This is a genomic window from Streptomyces sp. NPDC059002, from assembly GCF_042740435.1.
In the GTDB taxonomy this organism is placed as follows: Bacteria; Actinomycetota; Actinomycetes; order Streptomycetales; family Streptomycetaceae; genus Streptomyces.
In genome coordinates, this window is record NZ_JBHYJI010000004.1 from 161,029 (window position 1) to 180,802 (window position 19,774).

The following is a 19,774-nucleotide window of genomic DNA, read 5'->3' on the forward strand; positions in this document are numbered from 1 at the left end:
ACGTGACCGCCCGACGGGCCACGGGCGCGGACGGACCGCGGACGCAGGACGAGACGCGGACGCCAGACGGAACCGGGACCGGGACCGGGGCCGCCGAACAGACCGCGGACGCCAGACGGGACACACCCGCCCGGCGGGACGTGACCGCCCGACGGGCCACGGGCGCGGACGGACCGCGGACGCAGGACGAGACGTACCCGCCCGACCAGACGTGCCCGCCCCACGGGACGTGACCGTCCGGCGGTCGCGTTCCGCCGGACGGCCCGCGGGCGTTGTCGGGGCGGAGGTCAGTGCCCGGGCGTTCGGCCGGGACTCAGAAGTGGACCTCCACGCAGGCGCGGCCGCGTGACTCCATGCCGCCGCCCGTGTGCTCCCAGCCCTCGGCGCAGAGCACGGAACCGTTGGGGAGGTCGCGGCCCACGGGGATCGTGTACTTCTGGTGGTAGCCCCAGAACTGCGTCGCGCTGTTCTGGTCGATGCCGCCGCCCCAGACATGGAAGTGCCCGGTGAAGTCGCCGTTCCAGGTGGTCGACGCGCCGATCCGCTCCACCCGCAGGCCACTGCCCTCGACATCGATGCACGTGCGCTGGTTGCAGCCCGTCGCCCCCGCGAACGCCGACGGCGCCCCGGCCATCAGGAGCAGGCCCACACCCACCGCGCCAAGCCCCATGCGCGCGGCCCAATTCGCCCTGGAAACCATGCCGTTCATTCCCGCTCTCTCCTTGCCGAAGTGATCACCCCGTGCGGGGCGGCATGATCGTGGCAGGCTCCGCACGGCGCACCGCCCCATCCGGCGGCTCCGGACGACAGCTCCACCCGAACGAGTGCGAGAGCCGGTTCCTGGGGTGACCCATATCCTCTTCCTGTGACGGAGATGCCGCAGGACCACCGCCCGATGAAGTCCGTGAGAGTCCTCCTCGCCGAGGACCAGGGCATGATGCGGGGCGCGCTCGCCCTGTTGCTCGGCATGGAGGCGGACATCGAGGTCGTCGCCCAGGTCGGGGCGGGGGACGAGATCGTGGCGGCGGCGCTCACCAGCCGCCCCGACGTGGCCCTGCTCGACATCGAACTGCCGGGCCGCAGTGGCCTGGACGCGGCCGCCGACCTGCGCGAGGAGTGCCCCGACTGCCGGGTCCTGATCCTCACGACCTTCGGCAGGCCCGGCTATCTGCGTCGCGCCATGGAGGCGGGCGCGGTCGGCTTCCTCGTCAAGGACGGACCGGTCGAGGACCTCGCCGAGGCGATCCGCAAGGCGCTGCGCGGCGAGACCGTCATCGACCCGGCGCTCGCCGCGGCCGCCCTGAGCGCGGGCCCCAGTCCGCTGACCGCCCGCGAGGCCGACGTCCTGAAGGCCGCGGTGGACGGGGCGACGGTCGCCGACATCGCGGGCAAGGTGCATCTGTCGGAGTCGACGGTGCGGAACTATCTGTCGGCGGCCATCGGCAAGACCGGGACGCGGAACCGGATGGAGGCGGTGCGGGAGGCTCGGCAGCGGGGGTGGCTCTGATCCGGTGCGGGGTGGCGCCGGACCCGCGGCGGGGCTGATGCCGCATGCCGGTGAGCCCGCGCCGGGGCCGCGTGCCCGTGAGCCCGCGCCATGGCCGGGGCCGCGTGCCGGTGAACCCGCGCCGGGGCCGCGTGCCCGTGAGCCCGCGCCATGGCCGGGGCACATCACCGGCTTCGCCGAGTTCGTCCTCAATCGCCGGACGGGCTTGATATGCGTCTGAGGCTTCCTCAGTCCTCCTGCACCACCTGCACGTCCCCCTTCCCGTCATGGAGCCGGATGGACTGCAGCTTGCCGTCGGGGCCCGGCTCGGACTTTTCCTGGGCGAACCACAGGTAGGCGGAGCCTGCTGCCTTGCGGAGTTCGGGCTCGGAGGTGCCGCCTTCGTATACGTACTCCAGGCGCTTCGTCTTGGGGCCGACGTGCCCGATGGTGAGCCGGTGTCCCTTCAGCTTGAACTCGACCGAGGCGAAGCTCAGGCCGTCGTCGCCGCCCGGCTGCTTGTCCTGGAGGCCGAAGGACACCACGTCGTCCTTGCCGTCGGCCCTGGTGACGATCGTGTACCAGGGCTGGCCGGAGGCCGGGACGGGGTCGGTCGTCCGCTCGTCCCACACGCCTGCCTCGATCATCGCCTTCTTCTGGCCGCGGGCCTCCGCCGCGTCGCGCGGCGGGCCCCATACGCGCAGCTCCACCTGGGCCACCTCGGCCCCCGATCCGTCGAAGAGCTCGGTGAGCCTGGTGAACTGCGGGGTGTACACGTGCCGTTCCTCCGCCGTGCCGGACGCCGCCACCTGGGTCCGCCGGCCGCCGTCCACCACCGCGAGCGCCAGCGATCCCGTCGAGCCCGCGACGGCGACGGCCGCCAGCGCCCCGACCACCCAGCGGCGCGCCTTCCTGCGCCGCCCGCCGCGCATCACCGCCTGGTACGGAGCCGTGCCGATCTCGACCACGTCCGCCGCGTCCGCGAGGCGGTCGGCGATGTCGCTGGGTGCGGCGTCGTGCCGCGCCGGGTCCTGGTCCCTCGTCATTACTTCTCCCCTCGGCTTCCGACCTTCTCGGCCAGTGCGGGTATGGCGCGCAGCTTGGCGATGCCCTTGGCGGCGTTGCTCTTCACGGTGCCGACCGAGCAGCCCATGGCCTCGGCGGTCTGGGTCTCGCTCAGGTCCTCCCAGTACCGCAGGACGACCGCTTCGCGCTGGCGCGCGGGCAGTTGGGCAAGGGCCCGCAGCAGGGCCGCGCGGTCGTCCGCCTGGGCCATGCGGTCGCCGCGCTCGGGCAGGTCGAGCGCCGGGGCCGAGTCCGGCAGCGACAGGAACTCCTTGAGTTTTCGCCGGTGTCTGCGCGCATGCGTGTTGATCATGATCCGGCGCACATAGGCGTCCGGATCACCCGCGCCGCTCACCTTGCGCCAGGACACATACGTCCGCTCCAAGGACGACTGCACCAGGTCCTCCGCCGCGTGCTGCTCCCCCGTAAGGAGAAAGGCCGTGCGCATCAGCTGCGACCAGCGGCTCCTGACGAATCCCTGGAATTCCGCGTCCAGGGCCTGCTTCCGTTCCCCCATGAATGCCTCCCTGCACATTGGAGTCCATGAGGGCCACGAACCGTTGCCTCACCCCTGAGTTGTCTCCTGAGTTGTCTTCTGAGTTGTCTACTGAGCCGTCTTCCGCGCCGTCTTCCGCTCCCCCGGCATCCACAGCAGCATCACCACGACCCCGGCGAGCAGGATGAACCCGCTCGTGCGGAACGCCGCCGCGTAGCCGTCCGTCAGCGCCTGCGGGGTGGTCGAGCCCGCCATGGTCGTCGCCGCCACCGTGGAGAGCACCGCGAGACCCAGCGAACCGCCCATCGTGCGCGAGGTGTTGATCAGTCCGGAGACAAGCCCGGCGTCCTTTGGCTGGGCGCCCGACGTGGCGAGCGAGGCGAGCGGCGTCGAGGCGAGGCCCGCGCCGAGCATCATCACGATGCCGGGCAGCATGATCGCGGTGACATACGCTCCGTCGGCCGTCATGGTCGACTGCCAGCCGAACCCGGCCGCCGCGATGACGATGCCGATCACCGAGACGTTCTTGGCGCCGATCACCGGCATCAGGCGCGGCGCGAGCTTCGAGCCGATGACGATGGTCAGCGACGACGGGATGAGCGCGAGGCCCGCCTTGAGCGGCGAGTAGTCGAGCACGTTCTGGGCGTACAGCGTCATGAAGTACCACATGGCGAACATGCCGCCGCCGCACACGAACATCGCGGCGTTCGCGGCCGACACCGACCGCACCCTGAACAGCTTCAGCGGCATCAGCGGCTCCCGGGTGCGCGCCTCCACGAGGAGGAAGGCGCCGAGCAGCGCGAGCCCTGCGGCCAGCGGCACCAGCGTCTCCGCCGCCGTCCAGCCCTTCTGCTCGGTCTGCACGATGCCGTACGCGAGAGTGGCGAGCCCCGCCGTCACGAGCACCGCGCCCGGCAGGTCGATCCTGCGCGCACCGCCCGCGCGGCTCTCGCTCAGCCAGGCGACGCCCGCGACGATCACCAGCGCGCCGATCGGCACATTGATCAGGAGCACCCAGCGCCAGGACAGCAGGTCGGTGAGGACGCCGCCGACCAGGCCGCCCGCCGCGCCGCCGCCCGCGCCCACCGCCGACCAGGTGCCGATCGCCCTGACCCGCGCCGCGCCCTCGGGCACCGCGGAGGTCAGGATCGTCAGGGTCGAGGGGGCGAGCACCGCGGCGCCGAGGCCCTGCACGGCCCGCGCCACGAGCAGCTGCCACTCGGCCTGCGCGAGCCCGCCCGCGAGGGAGGCCGCGGTGAACAGGGCGAGCCCGACGAGGAACATCCGCTTGCGCCCGAAGAGGTCGCCGGCCCGGCCGCCGAGCAGCATGAAGCCCGCGAAGGCGATGGAGTAGGCGTTGACGACCCACTGCAGCCCGAGGGGGCTCATGCCGAGGTCGGCGCGCATCGACGGCAGGGCGGTGTTCACCACGGAGACGTCGAGGACCACGAGGAACTGCCCCGCGCAGGCGGCGAGCAGCACCGCCCACATGGGGGCGGATTTCTTGCCTGCGGCAACCGGGTCGGCGGCTATGTAAGTGTCGGGGGGCGTCTGAACCATGACGTCCATGTTCTCAAGCGATGGATGCCTTGGGCATCGGGATTTCGCTCCACGGGGGGTCGGGCCGGAGGCCTAGGACCTGGGTCTCCGGCCCGGCACGTTTTCCCCTCCGGTGCCTGGTCCGGTTCCCCTCCGGTGCCTGCTCCGGTTTCGTCTGCGGGAGCGTCGTGGCTTGTCGCGCAGTTCCCCGCGCCCCTGAAACCCAGAGGGCTGCCCGCGCCCCTGAAACCCAGAAGGCTGCCCGCGCCCCTGAATCCCAGAAGACTGCCCGCGGCCCTATGAAGCGCTTCGCAGCAGCGTCACCACCGCTGCGCCCCCGAGGCCGATGTTGTGGGCGAGGGCCACCCTTGCTCCCTCGACCTGTCGGGCCGCCGCCTCGCCGCGGAGTTGCCAGGTCAGTTCGGTGATCTGGGCTATGCCGGTGGCGCCGAGGGGGTGGCCCTTGGAGATGAGGCCGCCGGAGGGGTTCACGACCCAGCGGCCGCCGTAGGTCGTCGCGCCGCTCTCGACGAGCTTGCCGGACTCGCCGGGGGCGCACATGCCGAGGGCCTCGTACGTGAGGAGTTCGTTGATGGAGAAGCAGTCGTGCAGCTCGACGACGTCGACGTCCTCGATGCCGATGCCCGACTTCTCGTACACCTGGCGGGCCGCCTCCCGTGACATCGGCTGTCCGACGGCGTCGATGCACGATCCGGACGCGAAGGACTCCCCGGTGTCGGTGGTCATGGCCTGCGCGGCGATCTCCACGGCGCGGTCGGCGAGGCCGTGCCGTTCCACGAACCGTTCGGAGACCACGACCGCGGCCGCCGAGCCGTCGGAGGTCGGGGAGCACTGGAGTTTGGTGAGCGGGCGGTGGATGGTCTCGGCGGCGAGGATCTCGTCGACGGTGTACGCGTCCTGGAACTGGGCGTACGGATTGTTCACCGAGTGCCGGTGGTTCTTGGCGCCGACCGCGGCGAGCTGCGCCTCTGTGGTGCCGTACTTCTCCATGTGCTCGCGCGCGGCGTTGCCGAAGATCTGCGCGGTGGGCGGGGTCATCTCGAAGCCGTGGCGGGCGGCCATGATGCCGTAGTGGCGGGCCACGGGGGACGTCTTGCCGAATCCATTGGCGGCTCCGCCGCGGGCGCCGCCGTCGGACCCTCCGCCCAGCGAGCCGCGCGCCATCTTCTCGAAGCCGAGCGCGAGCACGCAGTCGTTCAGGCCGCCCTCGACGAACTGCCGCGCCATCATCAACGCGGTCGACGCGGTCGCGCAGTTGTTGTTGACGTTGTAGACGGGGACGCCGGTCAGGCCCAGTTCGTAGGCGGCGCGCTGCCCGGCCGTGGAGGCCTGGAAGCAGTAGCCGACGGGGACCTGCTCCACTTGGTCGTACGAGATGCCGGCGTCCTCAAGTGCCTTGCCGCCGGCCTCCTTCGCCATGTCCCAGTACTGCCAGTCGCGCGTCTCGGGCTTCTCGAACCTGGTCATCCCGACGCCGACGATGTACGCCTTCACGGAGGTCATGCGGGTCCCTTCAATCACGGGGCAGGCCGAGGATCCGCTCGGCGACGACATTGAGCTGTACCTGGGTGGTGCCGCCCGCGATGGTCAGGCAGCGCGACATCAGGAAGCCGTGCAGCGCCCGCTCCCCCGCGCCCTCGCGCACCGCGCCCGCGGGGCCGAGGAGTTCGAGGGCGAGTTCGGCGACCTTCTGCTGGTGCGGGGTCTGGACGAGTTTGCGGACGGAGGCGCCCGCGCCGGGCTCCGCGCCCGCCACCTGCCGCATGGTGGTCCGCAGGCCGATGCAGGCGAGCGCGTGCGCCTCGGCGGCGAGCGCGCCGATGCGGGCGCGGCAGGCCCCGTCGAGGTCGGCGGCGCGCGCGATGAGAGCTTCGAGGCCGGTGTCGAAGGTCAACTGGTCGGCCATGTGGACGCGTTCGTTGCCGAGGGTGTCGCGGGCCACCCGCCAGCCGTCGTCGACACGGCCGACGACCGCGTCCTCGGGGAGCGGGACGTCGTCGAAGTACACCTCGTTGAAGAGGGAGTCCCCGGTGATCTCCTTCAGCGGGCGGATGCCGATCCCCGCGGTGCCCTTCATGTCGACGAGGAAGTAGGTGAGCCCCTGGTGCTTGGGGGCGTCCTGGTTCGTCCGTGCGAGCAGGATCCCGTGGTCCGCCCACTGGGCGGCGCTCGTCCACACCTTCTGGCCGTTGACGCGCCAGCCGTCCTCGACGCGCTCGGCCTTCGTGCGCAGCGAGGCGAGGTCGGAGCCCGCGCCCGGCTCGCTGAAGAGCTGGCACCACAGCAGTTCGCCGCGCAGGGTCGGCGCGAGCAGCCGCTCCTGCTGTTCCGGTGTGCCGTACGCGATGAGGGAGGGCACCACCCAGGTCGCGATGCCGAGGTCGCTGAGCCTGACCCCGGCCGCCGCCAACTCCTCCTGGATGACGAGCTGTTGGACGGGTCCGGCGCCGAGGCCGTGCGGTGCGGGCAGGTGCGGGGCCGCGTAGCCGGTGGGCGCGAGCGCCTTGCGGGCGGCCGCCGGGTCGAGGCCGCGGGCCCCGGCGATCACCTCGCGGGCCTGCGCGCGGTACTCCTCCGCCGCCGCGGGCAGCGTCATCCGCAGCTCCCTGCGCGCACCGCCCTCGGCGAGCCGCACGGCCCGCTGCCGGTGGGCGTCCGCCGTGCCGAGCAGCTGGCGTGCCACGACGGCCCTGCGCAGATACAGATGGGCGTCGTGCTCCCAGGTGAAGCCGATGCCGCCGAGCACCTGCACACAGTCCTTGGCGCAGGTGTACGCCGCGTCGAGCGCGGTGGCGGCGGCGAGCGCGGCGACGAGACCGCGCACCTCGGGCTCCTCGTCGGCGGCGCGGGCCGCATCCCAGGCAAGGGCGCGGGCCTGCTCGACGCGGACCAGCATGTCGGCGCAGAGGTGTTTGATGCCCTGGAACTGGCCGATGGGCCGCCCGAACTGCTCGCGCACCTTGGCGTGTTCGGCCGCGGTGTGCAGCGCCCAGGCCGCGGTGCCGCACGCGTCGGCGGCGAGCACGACGGCGGCCAGGTCGCGCACGGTCGCGGTGTCCACGGCGAGCAGCCGCCCTGCGGGCACGTGCGCGGCCCGCGCGCTCACCTCGGCGGTCGGCCGGGTGGGGTCGGCGCTCTCGTGCGTACGGACGGTCAGCGCGGCCGCGTCGACGGCGAGCCACACCGGGCCCGAGGCCGAGGCGGCGGCCAGCACCAGCAGGTCGGCGTCCGCCCCGGAGAGCACGGGCGGCGCGGTGCCGTCCAGGACGTACCCGTCGGGCCCGGACACGGCGGTGAGCGTGCCCGGGCCGAGGGCGACGGCGCCGACGCGGGTGCCGTCCGCGAGCCCCGGGGCCAACTCGTGGGCGCCCGCCCGGTGCAGGACGGCGGAGGCGAGCGAACTCGCCGCGTACGGGCCGGGGAGCGCGGCCCGCGCCGCCTCTTCGAGGACGACGGCGAGATCGAGGAGTCCGCCGCCTCCGCCGCCGGACTCCTCGGGCAGGTGGATCCCGAGCAGGCCCTGCTCGGCGAGGCCGTCCCAGTGGGCGGGACGGCGGTGGCCACCGGGCGGCCCGTCGAGTGACTCCGCCGACGGTGTGGTCAGTGCCCCGCGGGCCGGTGGGGGCTGGTCGCGCCCACGCGGTGGAGCCGCACCTGCCGGAGCCCCGCGCCCCTTGCGGGGCGCGTCGAGCAACTCACGCGTCTCCTCGCGCGGCACCTCCCGCGCGATCCAGCCGCGTACGGCCGACGCCAACTCCCCTTGCTCCTGCGTGATTCCGATCCCCATGCGCATCCTCGCCGGTAGCAGCTGCCGGGACGGCGGTCAGACTAGAACACGTTTCAATCTGACGGAAGGTCAGATACGGGACGTCTTCCGCGACGGCATCAACGGCGGCACCGGCGACGGCACCCGCACCGGGCCGCGCGACCGGTCGAGCGCCGGGTGATGAAGCGGTTAACAAAGGGTCAAGAGTTCGCCGGGTACGGCAAAGGTCGGAATAGTCGCCCCGGGTAACCGGGTTCGAGCTACACGTACCTGCCCAGCTCAACCTTCCGCCCGGAGGCCCCACGCAATGTCGATGACCGCGACCCCATCACGCGGCATACGCGGAATCGTCCCCGTACTCGCCTTCTCAGGCATCGTCGTCGCGGTCATGCAGACCCTGCTCGTGCCGGTCATCAAGGACCTGCCGACCCTGCTGGACACCGCGCCGACCGACGCCACCTGGGTCATGACGTCGACCCTGCTCGCCGGCGCCGTCTCCACCCCGATCATGGGTCGCCTCGGCGACCTCTTCGGCAAGCGCAGGATGCTCCTCAGCAGCCTCGCCGTGATGGTCGTCGGCTCACTGATCTGCGGATTCACCGACGATCTCGTGGTGATGATCGTCGGCCGCGCACTGCAGGGCTTCGCGATGGGCGCCATCCCGCTCGGCATCGGCCTGATGCGCGACATGCTGCCGCGCGAGAAGCTCGGCTCCGCGATGGCCCTGATGAGCTCGTCCATCGGCGTCGGCGGCGGACTCGCGCTGCCGCTCGCCGCGTTCACCGCGCAGCACGCCGACTGGCACACGCTGTTCTTCGGCGCCGCCGGACTCGGCGTCCTCTCCATGGCGCTCACCCTCGCCTTCGTGCCGGAGAGCCCGCTGCGCGCACAGGGCAGCTTCGACGTGCTCGGCGCGCTCGGCCTCTCCCTGGGACTCGTCCTCTTCCTGCTGCCCATCACCAAGGGCAGCGACTGGGGCTGGAGCTCCGGCACCACGCTCGGCCTGTTCGGCGCCGCGGCCGTCGTCCTGGTCCTGTGGGGCCTGATGGAACTGCGCATGAAGGCCCCGCTGGTGGACCTGCGCACCACCGCACGGCGCGAGGTGCTGCTCACCAACCTCGCCTCGATCATGGTCGGTGTCGCCTTCTACGCCATCTCGCTGGTCCTTCCGCAGCTCCTGCAGCTGCCCGAGTCGACCGGCTACGGCCTCGGCCAGTCGATGGTCGTCGCGGGCCTGTGCGTGGCCCCGCTCGGCCTGACGATGATGTTCACCGCGCCGGTCTACGCCCGCCTCTCGGCGAAGTACGGCCCGAAGACCACCCTGATCCTCGGCATGCTGATCATCGCGATCGGCTACGGCGCGGGCCTCGGCCTGATGAGCGCCGCCTGGCAGACCATCGTCATCTCGGTGGTCGTCGGCGCGGGCATCGGCCTCGCCTACTCCTCGCTGCCCGCCCTGATCATCGGCGCGGTCGACCCGTCCGAGACCGGCGCGGCCAACGGCCTCAACACCCTGATGCGCTCCATCGGCACCTCCGTGTCCAGCGCCGTCATCGGCATGGTCCTCGCCAACACCGCGAACCACGTCGGCGGCGTCGACGTGCCCACCCTGCACGGCTTCCGCGTCTCGTTCCTGATCGCCACCGGCGCGGTCGCGATCGGCCTGCTCCTCGCCCTCTTCCTCCCCTCCGCCCGCCGCCCGGCCAAGCCGCAGCTGCGCGCGAGCAGCGAGGAGGACGCCAACCTGGAGCACGCCACGGAGGTCCTCGCGGGCTTCCACGGGCGGGTGCACGGCGCGGACGGCGGGCCGCTCGCGCGGGCCAAGGTGACGTTGATCGACCGGCGGGGCAAGCAGGCGGGGGCTGCCCTCACCGATGATGAGGGGCGCTACTCCCTTGCCGTGCCGGCTGATGGTTCGTACGTTCTCGCGGCCACCGCCACGGGGCATGCGCCTCAGGCGTCCGCCGCGGCGCATCCCGGGGACGACCGTGCGGTGCAGGTCGATCTGGCGTTGTCCGGGTCCGGGTCCGGCTCTGTCTCCGGGTCCGGCTCTGTCTCCGGCGCCGGGTCCGGGTCGCCGGATGGGAGCGATGTGTCTGCCTGAACAGGTTGTGGGGATCTGCGGGGCCGTCGTGGCTGGTCGCGCAGTTCCCCGCGCCCCTTTGGGGCACGACGGGCGCGCGGTGCATCATGGGGCGGCCATCTACGCGTACGACCTGGAGGGACCCATGGCCGTCGAGCCCAAGCCGGAGATTCTCGGTGCCTTCGAGGCCGCCAAGGGGTTCATGCCCCGGGGCGAGGGGCTCGCGCTGTACGCGGCCGCGGTGGAGGCGGGCGCGCTCGGGCTGCCGCTCCTGGAAGTCGGCACGTACTGCGGGCGCTCCACGATCCTGCTCGCCGACGCGGCGCGTCAGACGGGCGTGGTCGCGATCACCGTGGACCACCACCGCGGCAGCGAGGAGCAGCAGCCCGGCTGGGAGTACCACGACCCGCAGACGGTGGACCCCGAGGTCGGCCGGATGGACACGCTCCCCACCTTCCGCCGCACGCTGCACAAGGCGGGCCTCGAGGGCCACGTGATCGCGATCGTGGGCCGCTCGCCGCAGGTGGCGAAGGCGTGGGGCGGCCCGCTCGGCTTCGTGTTCATCGACGGCGGTCACACCGACGAGCACGCCACGGCCGACTACGAGGGGTGGGCGCCGCACGTCGCCGACGGAGGCCTCCTCGTCATCCACGACGTCTTCCCCGATCCGGTGGACATCATGACGGGCCAGGCGCCGTACCGCGTCTACCTCAGGGCCCTGGAGTCCGGCGCGTTCACCGAGGTCGCGGCGGTGGACTCGCTGCGCGTCCTGCGCCGCACCGCGGCGGGTATCTGACCTCAACGGAAGCGGGGATCCGGCCTCGCGGATAGGCTCCCCCTCGTGTCGTACGTAGGTCCGGAATTCGATCCCACCCGCCCGCCCAAGCGCCGCTTCGGCCGCGGCCCGCTGGCGGTGACGCTGGCCGCGCTTGTGCCGACGTGCCTTGCGGGGTGGCTGGTCTACCAGGCGACCAACGGTCCGGGCGGCAGCGAACCCACGGCGTCGGCCCCGGCGTCGAGCGCGTCGCCGGACCACGACACATCGTCCGGTTCCACCCCATCTCCCTCGAAGTCCGACAAGAGCGACAAGGACGACAAGGGCGGCGAAAAGGGGAAGGGGACGGGTGACGACGGCAAGGGCGACGACAACGATTCGAATACGAAGCCCACGCGCCGCCCCGCCGCGAACGGCCCCCTCAAGGGCAAGATCGTCGTCGTCGACCCCGGCCACAACGCGGGCAACTTCCGCCACGCGACCGAGATCAACCGCCAGGTCGACATCGGGACGAACCGCAAGGAGTGCGACACCACGGGCACGTCCACGAACGCCGGGTACACCGAGGCCAAGTTCACCCTCGACGTCGCGCGGCGACTGCGCACCCTCCTCGAAAAGCAGGGCGCCACGGTCGAGTTCACCCAGGACGGCGACCGCCCCTGGGGCCCGTGCGTCGACGAGCGCGCCCAGATCGGCAACAAGCTCCACGCGGACGCCGTGGTCTCCATCCACGCCGACGGCTCCGGCGTCGGGAACCGCGGCTTCCACGTGATCATGCCCGGCAAGGTCAGGGCGGGCTCCGCCGACACCACCCCGATCGTGGCCCCCTCCAAGGAGTTGGGCGAACGCATCGCGGGCACCTTCCTTCGCGCCACCGGCAGCGCCCCCTCCAATTACATCGGCGGCGGCACCGGACTCGACACCCGCAAGGACCTCGGCGGCCTCAATCTCTCCACCGTTCCCAAGGTGTTCATCGAGTGCGGCAACATGCGGGACGCGAAGGACGCGGCACTCCTGACGAGCGGCGCGTGGCGGCAGAAGGCGGCGCAGGGGATCTCTGACGGAATCGCCGGGTTCCTCCGCGGGTAGATCGTGGAGGTCCTCGTATCGAAGCGTGGACGTCTTTATCCCGAGCAGACACCCCGCCCGTGCGAACGATATTGTCCTCCATACGATGAGGGGCCACCCCCGCGCTTCGCGCACCGCGACACGACCGCGACTACGGCGACAGCGACGCCTCCACTGACGAGACGACTGACGAAGGACCTGAAGTGAATTTCCGCTCCCTCACTCGAGGCGACGGCGTGGTGATCGGAGCAGCGGTGTTGCTCTTCATCGCTTCGTTCCTCGGCACGATCGATATTGACGGGCTCAAGGACGACAAGGTTCCGAACGCCTGGGAGAACGGCAACCTGCTGCTCAGCGTGTACCTGCTCGGCATCATCGGCGCGGTGCTCATCGTGCTGGGCCGCGCGCAGCAGTCGCAACACAAGATCGCAGGGCTTGACCTCGGCCAGGTCGGCGTCGCCTTCACCGTCGGTTCCGCGTGGAGCGCCCTCGGCGCCATCTTCGACACCGACCAGTCCTTCAACTTCTTCTTCGAGGGTGACATCGGGCCCAGCAAGTCGCCCGACGCCGGCGTCGGCCTCATCCTCGGCCTGATCGCCGCCCTGGTGCTCGCGGCCGCCGCGGTCGCCACGCTGATCGTCCCGGCCCTGAAGGCCCCGCTCATGGGCGCCCCGCGCCCCGTCACCCCCCAGCCCTACGGCGGCCAGCCGCAGGGTGGCTACGGCTACCCGGGTGCGGGCCAGCCGCAGCAGGGTGCGCCGTACGGCGGGCAGCCGGGTCAGCCGCAGGGCGGGCAGCCCTTCGGCGGTCAGCCGCAGCCGCAGGCCGGGCAGACCCCGCCGCCCGCGCAGGCGCAGGCGCCCGCCGGTGACTTCTCGCCGTTCTGGTTCGCCGTGCCGGTGCCGCGTCCGCTGTACGCGGAGGACGGCTCGCCCACGCCGATCGCCGAACTGGCGCCCGGCACCTGGTACTTGGCCGTCGAGCAGCGCGGCCCCGGCCTGGTGGCCCAGACGCAGGACGGCCGTCGCGGCGTGCTGCAGGACACCACGGGGATCCAGCGCGGCTGATCCACCCCGACGCATCAGCGGCCCCTCGCCCTTCCGGGCGGGGGGCCGTTGTCGTACAGTCGCCTCCCGGCGGTGAACTGACGGGCCGTCAGGGACCGGTGTTTCGGCTGTACGACGGGGAGGGCGCATGCGGCTCGGGCTCGCACTCGGGTACTGGGGGCGCGGCCCCGACCCCGGCCATGTCGCGCTGGCCCAGGAGGCCGAGCGGCTCGGCTACGACTCCGTGTGGACGGCGGAGGCCTGGGGATCGGACGCCTTCACGCCGCTGACCTGGATCGCCGCACAGACCTCGCGGATCAGGCTGGGCACGGCCGTCGTGCAGATGGCGGCCCGCTCCCCCGTCACCACCGCCATGCACGCGCTCACCCTCGACCACCTCTCCGGCGGCCGCATGATGCTCGGGCTCGGGCTTTCCGGGCCGCAGGTGGTGGAGGGGTGGTACGGGCGGCCGTTCCCCAGGTCGCCGCTGACCGCGACGCGCGAGTACGTCGACGTGATCCGCCAAGTCCTGCGCCGCGAGGGGCCCGTGGAGCTGGCGGGCCGCTTCCACGCCCACCCCTACGGCGGCGACGACGGCACCGGACTCGGCAAGCCCCTCAAACCGATCACCCACCCCCTCCGCGCCGACCTGCCGGTCCTGCTCGGCGCCGAGGGCCCCAAGAACATCGCGCAGACGACGCGCATCGCGGACGGCTGGCTGCCGCTGTACTGGTCGCCGCTGCGCACGGACGTGTACGAGGCCTCGCTCGCCGATCTCCCCGAAGGCTTCCTGATCGCGCCCATGGCCCGCGCCAAGGTCTGCGACGACGTCACCGAGGGACTGCTCCCGGTCAAGGCCATGCTCGGCTTCTACATCGGCGGCATGGGCCACGCCGCACGGAACTTCCACGCCGACCTGATGGCCCGCATGGGGTACGAGGAGGAGGCCCGGCGCATCCAGGAGCTGTTCCTCGCGGGGCGCAGGGAGGAGGCGGTGCTCGCCGTGCCCGATGCCTTCGCCGACGAGATCTCCCTGGTCGGGCCGCGCGCACGCATCGCGGAACGCCTTGAGCTGTGGCGCAAGGGCCCGGTGACCGACCTGCTCGTGCTCGCCCCCGACCCGCTCACGCTGCGGACCCTGGCCGAGCTCAACTCCTAGGCATCGCCTACCCCTTGGCCAGCTCCCCGGCCGACGGCACCTTGTCCTTGACCTCCGCGCCCGCGCTCTTGCCCGCGTCCTTCACGGAGTTGATGACGCCGTCGAAGGAGTCCACGATCGAGTCCGTCGAGTCGCCCTTGCGGAGCTTGGACGGCAGGTCCTTCAGGGCGTCGATGCCCGCCGTCAGGGGCGCCACCGCCTTGGCGAGCGTCGGGTCGCCCTGGGCGTTCTTCGTCGCCGCCTTCAGCCTGTTGTACGTGAAGGCGCCCGCGAGACCGGCCTTGACGAGGGCGAACTTGCGGCCGTCCGCGCCGCTCTTGAACTTCCCCGCACGGAACGGCTTCACGATCCACTGGTAGGTCGCCCCCGCGGCGAGCCCCGCGTTGGCCACGAAGCGGGTCTTGGCGAACTTCTGCTTCTCGGCCGAGCTGGTGCCGCTCGGCGTCGCCGCGCTGTCCTTGTCGTCGTCGTTGCAGGCGGTCACGCCCACGAGCAGCGTGCAGCAGAGCGTGAGGGAGACTCCGGCACGGCGGACGGATACGGGGCTGAGCACGGCAGCGGCCTCCAGAGGTGAGCTGGTCCTCCCGGCAGCCTCACCCCGCCCGCCGGGTGCCGCCACCCGGGCGAGCCCGTACGGGTTTCAAGGGAGGCGCCCCCGGTACCCGGCCCGCATGTCTCCCCGAACCCGGCACACCCGCGGCAGCGTCGAGACAGCGAAGATCATCGTGATCGTCGCGGACGTCATGGCCTTCATCCTCGGCCTGTGGATCCTGATGTACCTGCTCGACGCCAACCGCGCCAACGACTTCGTCCAGTTCGTGCACGACGCGGCCCGCTGGCTGGCGGGCTGGTCCCACGACCTCTTCACCTTCGACGACGCCTGGGCAAGGGTCGTCGCGGGCTACGGCCTGGCAGCCGTCGTCTATCTGCTCGTCGGCCACGCGGTGGCGGGCCGCCTGCGCCGCTACTAGCAGGGGGCGCCCCGTAAGGGGCGCGGGGAACTGCGCGCTCAGCCGCATCCGGGCCGCGGATGATCCCCCCGCCCAAGCCCGCGCGGCGCGCTCAGCAGCAATCCGGATCCAGCCCACCGGGCAACCGCTCCCCGGAAAAGACCGCACAGGTCGCCTCGTCCCCGCCCAGCGCGGCAACCGCAAGAAGCAACGACCCCGCAGTCCACGTGGTCAGCTCCTGGGGCCAGACCGCCTTGTCGTCGAACACATAGCCGGTCCAGTACAGGCCCGTCGCCGGGTCCCGCAGATGCTGGATGGACTGCAGGATCTCCAGGGCCCGGTCCGACTCCCCCAACGCCCACAGGGCCAGGGCGAGTTCGGCGCTCTCGCCGCCCGTGACCCAGGGGTTCGGGACGACGCAGCGCACCCCGAGGCCGGGCACCACGAAGCGGTCCCAGCCCTCCTCCATACGGGACTTGGCCGCCGCACCGGTCAGCGCGCCCCCGAGGACCGGGTAGTACCAGTCCATCGAGTAGCGGTCCTTGTCGAGGAACCGCTCGGGGTGGCGCCGGATCGCATGCGCGAGCGCACCCGTCGCCAGCTCCCAGTCGGGCTGCGGCTCGTCGCGCTGCTCGGCGATGGCGAGCGCGCAGCGCAGCGCCTGGTGGATCGAGGAGGAGCCGGTGAGCAGCGCGTCGGTGACCGGCGTCCCGTCCGCCTCGCGCTTCCAGCCGATCTGGCCGCCCGGCTGCTGCAGGGCGAGGACGAACTCGACGGCGCCGACCACCGCGGGCCAGGCCCGGTCGAGGAACGCCTCGTCGCCGGTGGCCAGGTAGTGGTGCCAGACGCCGACCGCGAGGTACGCGCAGAAGTTGGTCTCGCGGCCGCGGTCGGTGATGTCGTGCGGATCCCCGTCGTGGTAGGCCGCGTACCAGGAGCCGTCCGGGTTCTGGTGCCGCATGAGCCAGTCGTAGGCGCGCTCGGCCGCCGCGTGCTCACCGGCGGCGTCCAGGGCCATGGCGGCCTCGGTGTGGTCCCACGGGTCGAGGTGGTGGCCGCGGAACCACGGTATGGCGCCGTCCTCGCGCTGCACGGCGAGGATGCCGCGCACCGTCGCCGCGGCCTGATCGGCCGTCAGGACGCCGGGCAGGACGAGGTGTTCGGTCCGCTCCGGGCTCGTCACTTGGCGGCCGCCACGGACTCCGCGGCGGCGACGGGGAGGTGCGGCTTGGTCGCGTACGCCACGAAGCTCTTGCCGACGACGGGGTTGAGCAGCTGCTCGGCGACCCGGGTGGCGAGCGGCTTCTTCATGATGTCCCAGACCAGGAGCTTGTGGTACGCGCGGACCGGCAGGGCCTTGTCGTTGTCGACGCCGAAGGCGCACTTGAGCCACCAGTAGGGCGAGTGCAGGGCGTGTGCGTGGTGCGTGCCGTACGGCTTGAGGCCCGACTCCCGCATCTTGCCGAGGAGTTCGTCGGCCTTGTAGATGCGGATGTGGCCGCCCTCGACCTCGTGGTAGGCGTCGCTGAGCGTCCAGCAGACCTTCTCGGGACCGTAGCGGGGCACGGTGACGGCGATGCGGCCGCCGGGCTTGAGGACCCGCACCATCTCGGCGAGGACGCCCTTGTCGTCGGGGATGTGCTCCATCACCTCGGAAATGATCACGACGTCGAACGAGGCGTCGGGGAAGGGCAGGTTGAGGGCGTCGCCCTCCATGGCAGTGGCCGTCGCACCGGCCGGTGCCTCGCCCGCCTCCTTCATCGCGGCGAACCACTTGGCGACCTCGCGGATCTCCTCGCCGTTCTGGTCCAGGGCCACCACCTGGGCGCCGCGCCGGTAACACTCGAAGGCGTGCCGGCCCGCGCCGCAGCCCAGGTCGAGCACGCGATCGCCGGCGGCGAGCGGGAAGCGGGTGAAGTCGACGGTCAGCACGTGGCCCTGCTTTCGTGGTGAGGTCCTGCAACTTCGGGGGCGGCCGGGGCCGCCGGAAGGGCGTGGCCGCGGGCGACCGCGCGGGCGGCGCCGCGCCCCGCGGAACGGTCGATCGCCGCGCGGTACAGCTCCGCCGTGCCCTGGGCGGCGCGGGCCCAGGTGAATTTGGCGAGGACCCGGGCGCGGCCCGCGGCGCCGAGCCTGGCGCGCAGTGCGGCGTCGCCCAGGAGCCGGTTCAGGCCGAGTGCGAGGGCGCCGGGGTCGCCGGGCGGCACCGCGAGGCAGGTCTCGCCGTCGGGGCCCGCGACCTCCGGGATCGCGCCGCCGGTGGTCGCGAGGAGCGGCGTGCCGGTGGCCATCGCCTCCGCCGCGGGGAGCGAGAACCCCTCGTAGAGCGAAGGGACGCAGGCGACCTGTGCGGAGCGGACGAGGTCGACGAGTTCGGCGTCGGTGATGCCCTTGACGAACTCGACGGCGCCCGCGAGGCCGTGCCGCTCGATGGCCTGCGCGACCGGGCCGTCCTCGGCGCGCTTGCCGACGACGACGAGGTGGGCGGCGGGGTTCTCGGTGCGCACCTTGGCGAGCGCCTCGATGAGGAAGATCAGGCCCTTGAGGGGGACGTCGGCGCTGGAGGTCGTCACGATCCGGCCGGGCACCTCGGGCACGGCCGGGTCGGGCGAGAAGAGGTCGGTGTCGGCGCCGATGTGGACGACGTCGATGCGGTTCTCGCGTACGCCGAGGTGGTCGATGATCTCCTGGCGCGAGGTGCCGGAGACGGTGAGCACCGAGGGAAGGCGGCGTGCGACGCGCTTCTGCATGCGCGTGAACGCGTACCAGCGGCGGACCGAGGCACGGCGCTTCCAGTCCGGCGCGGCGTCCAGCTCCAGCTGCCGGTCGACCGTGATCGGGTGGTGGATCGTGGTCACCAGGGGTGCGCCGAGGTCGCCCAACAGGCCGTATCCGAGGGTCTGGTTGTCGTGCACGACGTCGAACTCGCCGCGCCTTGCGCGCAGATGGCGCCGGGCCCGCAGGCTGAACGTCGAGGGCTCGGGGAAGCCGCCGGTCCACATGGTCGCCACTTCGAGGGCGTCGACCCAGTCGCGGTACTCGTCGCGCTTGGGGGTGCGGAAGGGGTCGGGCGAGCGGTAGAGGTCCAGGCTCGGCAGCTCGGTGAGCCGGAGGCCCTCGAGTCCCTCGCCCTCGTCGAGCACCGGATAGGGCTGGGCGCCGATCACCTCGACGCTGTGTCCGAGCCGGGCCAGCTCGCGCGACAGATGGCGTACGTAGACGCCCTGTCCCCCGCAGAACGGGTTCCCTTTGTACGTCAGGAGAGCGATGCGCAACGGTCGGTCGCCGTCGGTGCCAGAGCCCTTTCGGGGGCCCGCTTCCATGGCCTCAGCGGTCACTCTCGGCCCCCTTCTCCTGCAGTTGTCCGCGAGGTTACGCCGGGACGGTAATCTAGAACAAGTTTCAGACTTGATCGCTGAATGATCGCTGAACGAGCTTTGAATCTACCGGCAGGTAGGCGAGGTGTAAGGCCCGGATCAGGTGATTCGCGCCACGACGGGCTCCCTGCCATGCTGTGCGATCTCGGGAGGCGTTTCGGAGGGGCAGCCACATGACAGCGGAAACCAAGACAGGGAGCCCTGCGACGCCGCCCCTCACCGAACGCCAGGAGGCGCGCCGCCGCCGCATCCTGCACGCGAGCGCCCAACTGGCCAGCAGGGGCGGGTTCGACGCGGTGCAGATGCGCGAGGTCGCGGAGGCCGCGGGCGTCGCCCTCGGCACGCTCTACCGCTACTTCCCCTCCAAGGTGCATCTCCTGGTCGCCACCATGCAGGACCAGCTGCAGCACATGCACACCACGATCAGGAAGCGCCCGCCGGCCGGTGAGACGCCCGCCGAGCGGGTCGCCGAGACCCTGATGCGCGCCTTTCGCGCCCTGCAGCGCGAGCCGCACCTCGCCGACGCCATGGTGCGCGCCCTGACCTTCGCGGACCGTTCCGTGAGCCCCGAGGTCGACACGGTCTCGCGGCTGACGACGGCGATCATCCTGGACGCGATGGGCCTGCCGGAGCCGCCGACCGCGCAGCAGCTCTCGGCGGTGCGGGTGATCGAGCACACCTGGCACTCCGCCCTGATCACCTGGCTGTCCGGGCGCGCGTCGATCGCACAAGTGAAGATCGACATCGAGACGGTGTGCAGGCTGATCGATCTGACGGCCGGACCGGGGGCGTAACCCTGTCTGTCGCACGGGGGGCGCACAACCTTTTGGCAAGTGCGCCCTCTGACTCCCCCTTGGCCAGTTCTCTGCGTCACTAGGGGGGTACTCACCGCTATGAATGGTCTGCGTGCTTGAACGGAGCAACCGGAAGCGGGGAGCTGGAG

General features: G+C 71.8%; 19 protein-coding genes. 9 read left to right on the forward strand and 10 right to left on the reverse strand.

The window, feature by feature from the left end; genetic code table 11:
• Nucleotides 1-313: 313 nt before the first annotated feature.
• Nucleotides 314-709: a hypothetical protein gene (locus tag ACFWZ2_RS06120; protein WP_384542515.1), complete on the reverse strand. Its 396-nt coding sequence runs from the start codon at nt 707-709 to the stop codon at nt 314-316.
• Between the two features lie 165 nt (nt 710-874).
• Here ACFWZ2_RS06120 and ACFWZ2_RS06125 point away from each other — a divergent pair, with 165 nt between their 5' ends.
• Entirely contained in the window at nt 875-1,507 is a 633-nt protein-coding gene (locus ACFWZ2_RS06125; RefSeq protein ID WP_384542780.1) for a response regulator, read from the forward strand.
• A 227-nt stretch (nt 1,508-1,734) separates the two neighbouring features.
• Here ACFWZ2_RS06125 and ACFWZ2_RS06130 read toward each other — a convergent pair whose 3' ends face one another.
• The 5 genes from ACFWZ2_RS06130 to ACFWZ2_RS06150 form a co-directional block, all read right to left on the reverse strand.
• The gene (locus tag ACFWZ2_RS06130; RefSeq protein ID WP_384542518.1) at nt 1,735-2,532 is read right to left on the reverse strand and encodes a hypothetical protein; all 798 of its coding nucleotides are present in this window, start codon (nt 2,530-2,532) and stop codon (nt 1,735-1,737) included.
• On the reverse strand, nt 2,532-3,068 hold the full coding sequence (locus tag ACFWZ2_RS06135; protein WP_384542520.1) for a SigE family RNA polymerase sigma factor: 537 nt from the start codon (nt 3,066-3,068) through the stop codon (nt 2,532-2,534). The genes ACFWZ2_RS06130 and ACFWZ2_RS06135 overlap by 1 nt, the downstream gene beginning before the upstream one ends.
• An 87-nt stretch (nt 3,069-3,155) precedes the next feature.
• Nucleotides 3,156-4,607, reverse strand: a complete 1,452-nt coding sequence (locus ACFWZ2_RS06140) for an MFS transporter (RefSeq protein WP_384542523.1) — start codon at nt 4,605-4,607, stop codon at nt 3,156-3,158.
• Between the two features lie 276 nt (nt 4,608-4,883).
• Entirely contained in the window at nt 4,884-6,101 is a 1,218-nt protein-coding gene (locus ACFWZ2_RS06145; RefSeq protein WP_384542783.1) for a lipid-transfer protein, read from the reverse strand.
• Between the two features lie 19 nt (nt 6,102-6,120).
• Nucleotides 6,121-8,394: an acyl-CoA dehydrogenase gene (locus ACFWZ2_RS06150; RefSeq protein WP_384542526.1), complete on the reverse strand. Its 2,274-nt coding sequence runs from the start codon at nt 8,392-8,394 to the stop codon at nt 6,121-6,123.
• On the opposite strand from ACFWZ2_RS06150, the gene ACFWZ2_RS06155 reads away from it, so the two are divergent.
• The 6 genes from ACFWZ2_RS06155 to ACFWZ2_RS06180 all read left to right on the forward strand — a co-directional run bounded on the left by ACFWZ2_RS06155 (nt 8,393) and on the right by ACFWZ2_RS06180 (nt 14,504).
• A complete protein-coding gene (locus tag ACFWZ2_RS06155) occupies nt 8,393-8,554 on the forward strand; it encodes a hypothetical protein (RefSeq protein ID WP_384542529.1) in 162 nt (53 codons plus the stop codon). The two genes, ACFWZ2_RS06150 and ACFWZ2_RS06155, sit on opposite strands and share 2 nt — an antisense overlap.
• Nucleotides 8,555-8,686: 132 nt before the next feature.
• A complete protein-coding gene (locus ACFWZ2_RS06160; protein WP_384542531.1) occupies nt 8,687-10,477 on the forward strand; it encodes an MFS transporter in 1,791 nt (596 codons plus the stop codon).
• Nucleotides 10,478-10,601: 124 nt separating this feature from the next.
• A complete protein-coding gene (locus ACFWZ2_RS06165; protein ID WP_384542533.1) occupies nt 10,602-11,252 on the forward strand; it encodes a class I SAM-dependent methyltransferase in 651 nt (216 codons plus the stop codon).
• Between the two features lie 45 nt (nt 11,253-11,297).
• Nucleotides 11,298-12,320, forward strand: a complete 1,023-nt coding sequence (locus ACFWZ2_RS06170; RefSeq protein ID WP_384542536.1) for an N-acetylmuramoyl-L-alanine amidase — start codon at nt 11,298-11,300, stop codon at nt 12,318-12,320.
• Nucleotides 12,321-12,502: 182 nt separating this feature from the next.
• Nucleotides 12,503-13,366: a hypothetical protein gene (locus ACFWZ2_RS06175; RefSeq protein ID WP_384542539.1), complete on the forward strand. Its 864-nt coding sequence runs from the start codon at nt 12,503-12,505 to the stop codon at nt 13,364-13,366.
• Nucleotides 13,367-13,493: 127 nt separating this feature from the next.
• Nucleotides 13,494-14,504, forward strand: coding sequence for an LLM class F420-dependent oxidoreductase (locus ACFWZ2_RS06180; RefSeq protein ID WP_384542542.1), 1,011 nt, complete (start codon nt 13,494-13,496; stop codon nt 14,502-14,504).
• A 7-nt stretch (nt 14,505-14,511) separates the two neighbouring features.
• Here ACFWZ2_RS06180 and ACFWZ2_RS06185 read toward each other — a convergent pair whose 3' ends face one another.
• On the reverse strand, nt 14,512-15,057 hold the full coding sequence (locus tag ACFWZ2_RS06185) for a hypothetical protein (protein ID WP_384542544.1): 546 nt from the start codon (nt 15,055-15,057) through the stop codon (nt 14,512-14,514).
• Nucleotides 15,058-15,175: 118 nt separating this feature from the next.
• Here ACFWZ2_RS06185 and ACFWZ2_RS06190 point away from each other — a divergent pair, with 118 nt between their 5' ends.
• Complete coding sequence (locus ACFWZ2_RS06190) at nt 15,176-15,475, forward strand: hypothetical protein (RefSeq protein ID WP_384542547.1); 300 nt, start codon at nt 15,176-15,178, stop codon at nt 15,473-15,475.
• A 91-nt stretch (nt 15,476-15,566) separates the two neighbouring features.
• Here ACFWZ2_RS06190 and ACFWZ2_RS06195 read toward each other — a convergent pair whose 3' ends face one another.
• Genes ACFWZ2_RS06195 through ACFWZ2_RS06205 form a run of 3 tightly spaced genes read right to left on the reverse strand, consistent with a single transcriptional unit; the run spans nt 15,567 to nt 18,792 of the window.
• Nucleotides 15,567-16,637, reverse strand: coding sequence for a prenyltransferase/squalene oxidase repeat-containing protein (locus tag ACFWZ2_RS06195; RefSeq protein ID WP_384542550.1), 1,071 nt, complete (start codon nt 16,635-16,637; stop codon nt 15,567-15,569).
• Nucleotides 16,634-17,386 (reverse strand): class I SAM-dependent methyltransferase, encoded by a 753-nt coding sequence (locus ACFWZ2_RS06200; protein ID WP_384542553.1) that lies wholly within the window; start codon nt 17,384-17,386, stop codon nt 16,634-16,636. The genes ACFWZ2_RS06195 and ACFWZ2_RS06200 overlap by 4 nt, the downstream gene beginning before the upstream one ends.
• Nucleotides 17,380-18,792 (reverse strand): glycosyltransferase family 4 protein, encoded by a 1,413-nt coding sequence (locus ACFWZ2_RS06205; protein WP_384542556.1) that lies wholly within the window; start codon nt 18,790-18,792, stop codon nt 17,380-17,382. Before ACFWZ2_RS06205 ends, ACFWZ2_RS06200 begins: the two co-directional genes overlap by 7 nt.
• Before the next feature lie 212 nt (nt 18,793-19,004).
• On the opposite strand from ACFWZ2_RS06205, the gene ACFWZ2_RS06210 reads away from it, so the two are divergent.
• A complete protein-coding gene (locus ACFWZ2_RS06210) occupies nt 19,005-19,625 on the forward strand; it encodes a TetR family transcriptional regulator (protein ID WP_384542559.1) in 621 nt (206 codons plus the stop codon).
• Nucleotides 19,626-19,774: the final 149 nt, after the last annotated feature.

Bases quoted from the DNA above. Each gene is read 5' to 3' on its own strand.
- ACFWZ2_RS06120 (WP_384542515.1), bottom strand. From the start codon at position 709: ATGAACGGCATGGTTTCCAGGGCGAATTGGGCCGCGCGCATGGGGCTT.
- ACFWZ2_RS06125 (WP_384542780.1), top strand. From the start codon at position 875: ATGCCGCAGGACCACCGCCCGATGAAGTCCGTGAGAGTCCTCCTCGCC.
- ACFWZ2_RS06130 (WP_384542518.1), bottom strand. From the start codon at position 2,532: ATGACGAGGGACCAGGACCCGGCGCGGCACGACGCCGCACCCAGCGAC.
- ACFWZ2_RS06135 (WP_384542520.1), bottom strand. From the start codon at position 3,068: ATGGGGGAACGGAAGCAGGCCCTGGACGCGGAATTCCAGGGATTCGTC.
- ACFWZ2_RS06140 (WP_384542523.1), bottom strand. From the start codon at position 4,607: ATGGTTCAGACGCCCCCCGACACTTACATAGCCGCCGACCCGGTTGCC.
- ACFWZ2_RS06155 (WP_384542529.1), top strand. From the start codon at position 8,393: ATGCGCATCCTCGCCGGTAGCAGCTGCCGGGACGGCGGTCAGACTAGA.
- ACFWZ2_RS06150 (WP_384542526.1), bottom strand. From the start codon at position 8,394: ATGGGGATCGGAATCACGCAGGAGCAAGGGGAGTTGGCGTCGGCCGTA.
- ACFWZ2_RS06160 (WP_384542531.1), top strand. From the start codon at position 8,687: ATGACCGCGACCCCATCACGCGGCATACGCGGAATCGTCCCCGTACTC.
- ACFWZ2_RS06165 (WP_384542533.1), top strand. From the start codon at position 10,602: ATGGCCGTCGAGCCCAAGCCGGAGATTCTCGGTGCCTTCGAGGCCGCC.
- ACFWZ2_RS06180 (WP_384542542.1), top strand. From the start codon at position 13,494: ATGCGGCTCGGGCTCGCACTCGGGTACTGGGGGCGCGGCCCCGACCCC.
- ACFWZ2_RS06190 (WP_384542547.1), top strand. From the start codon at position 15,176: ATGTCTCCCCGAACCCGGCACACCCGCGGCAGCGTCGAGACAGCGAAG.
- ACFWZ2_RS06210 (WP_384542559.1), top strand. From the start codon at position 19,005: ATGACAGCGGAAACCAAGACAGGGAGCCCTGCGACGCCGCCCCTCACC.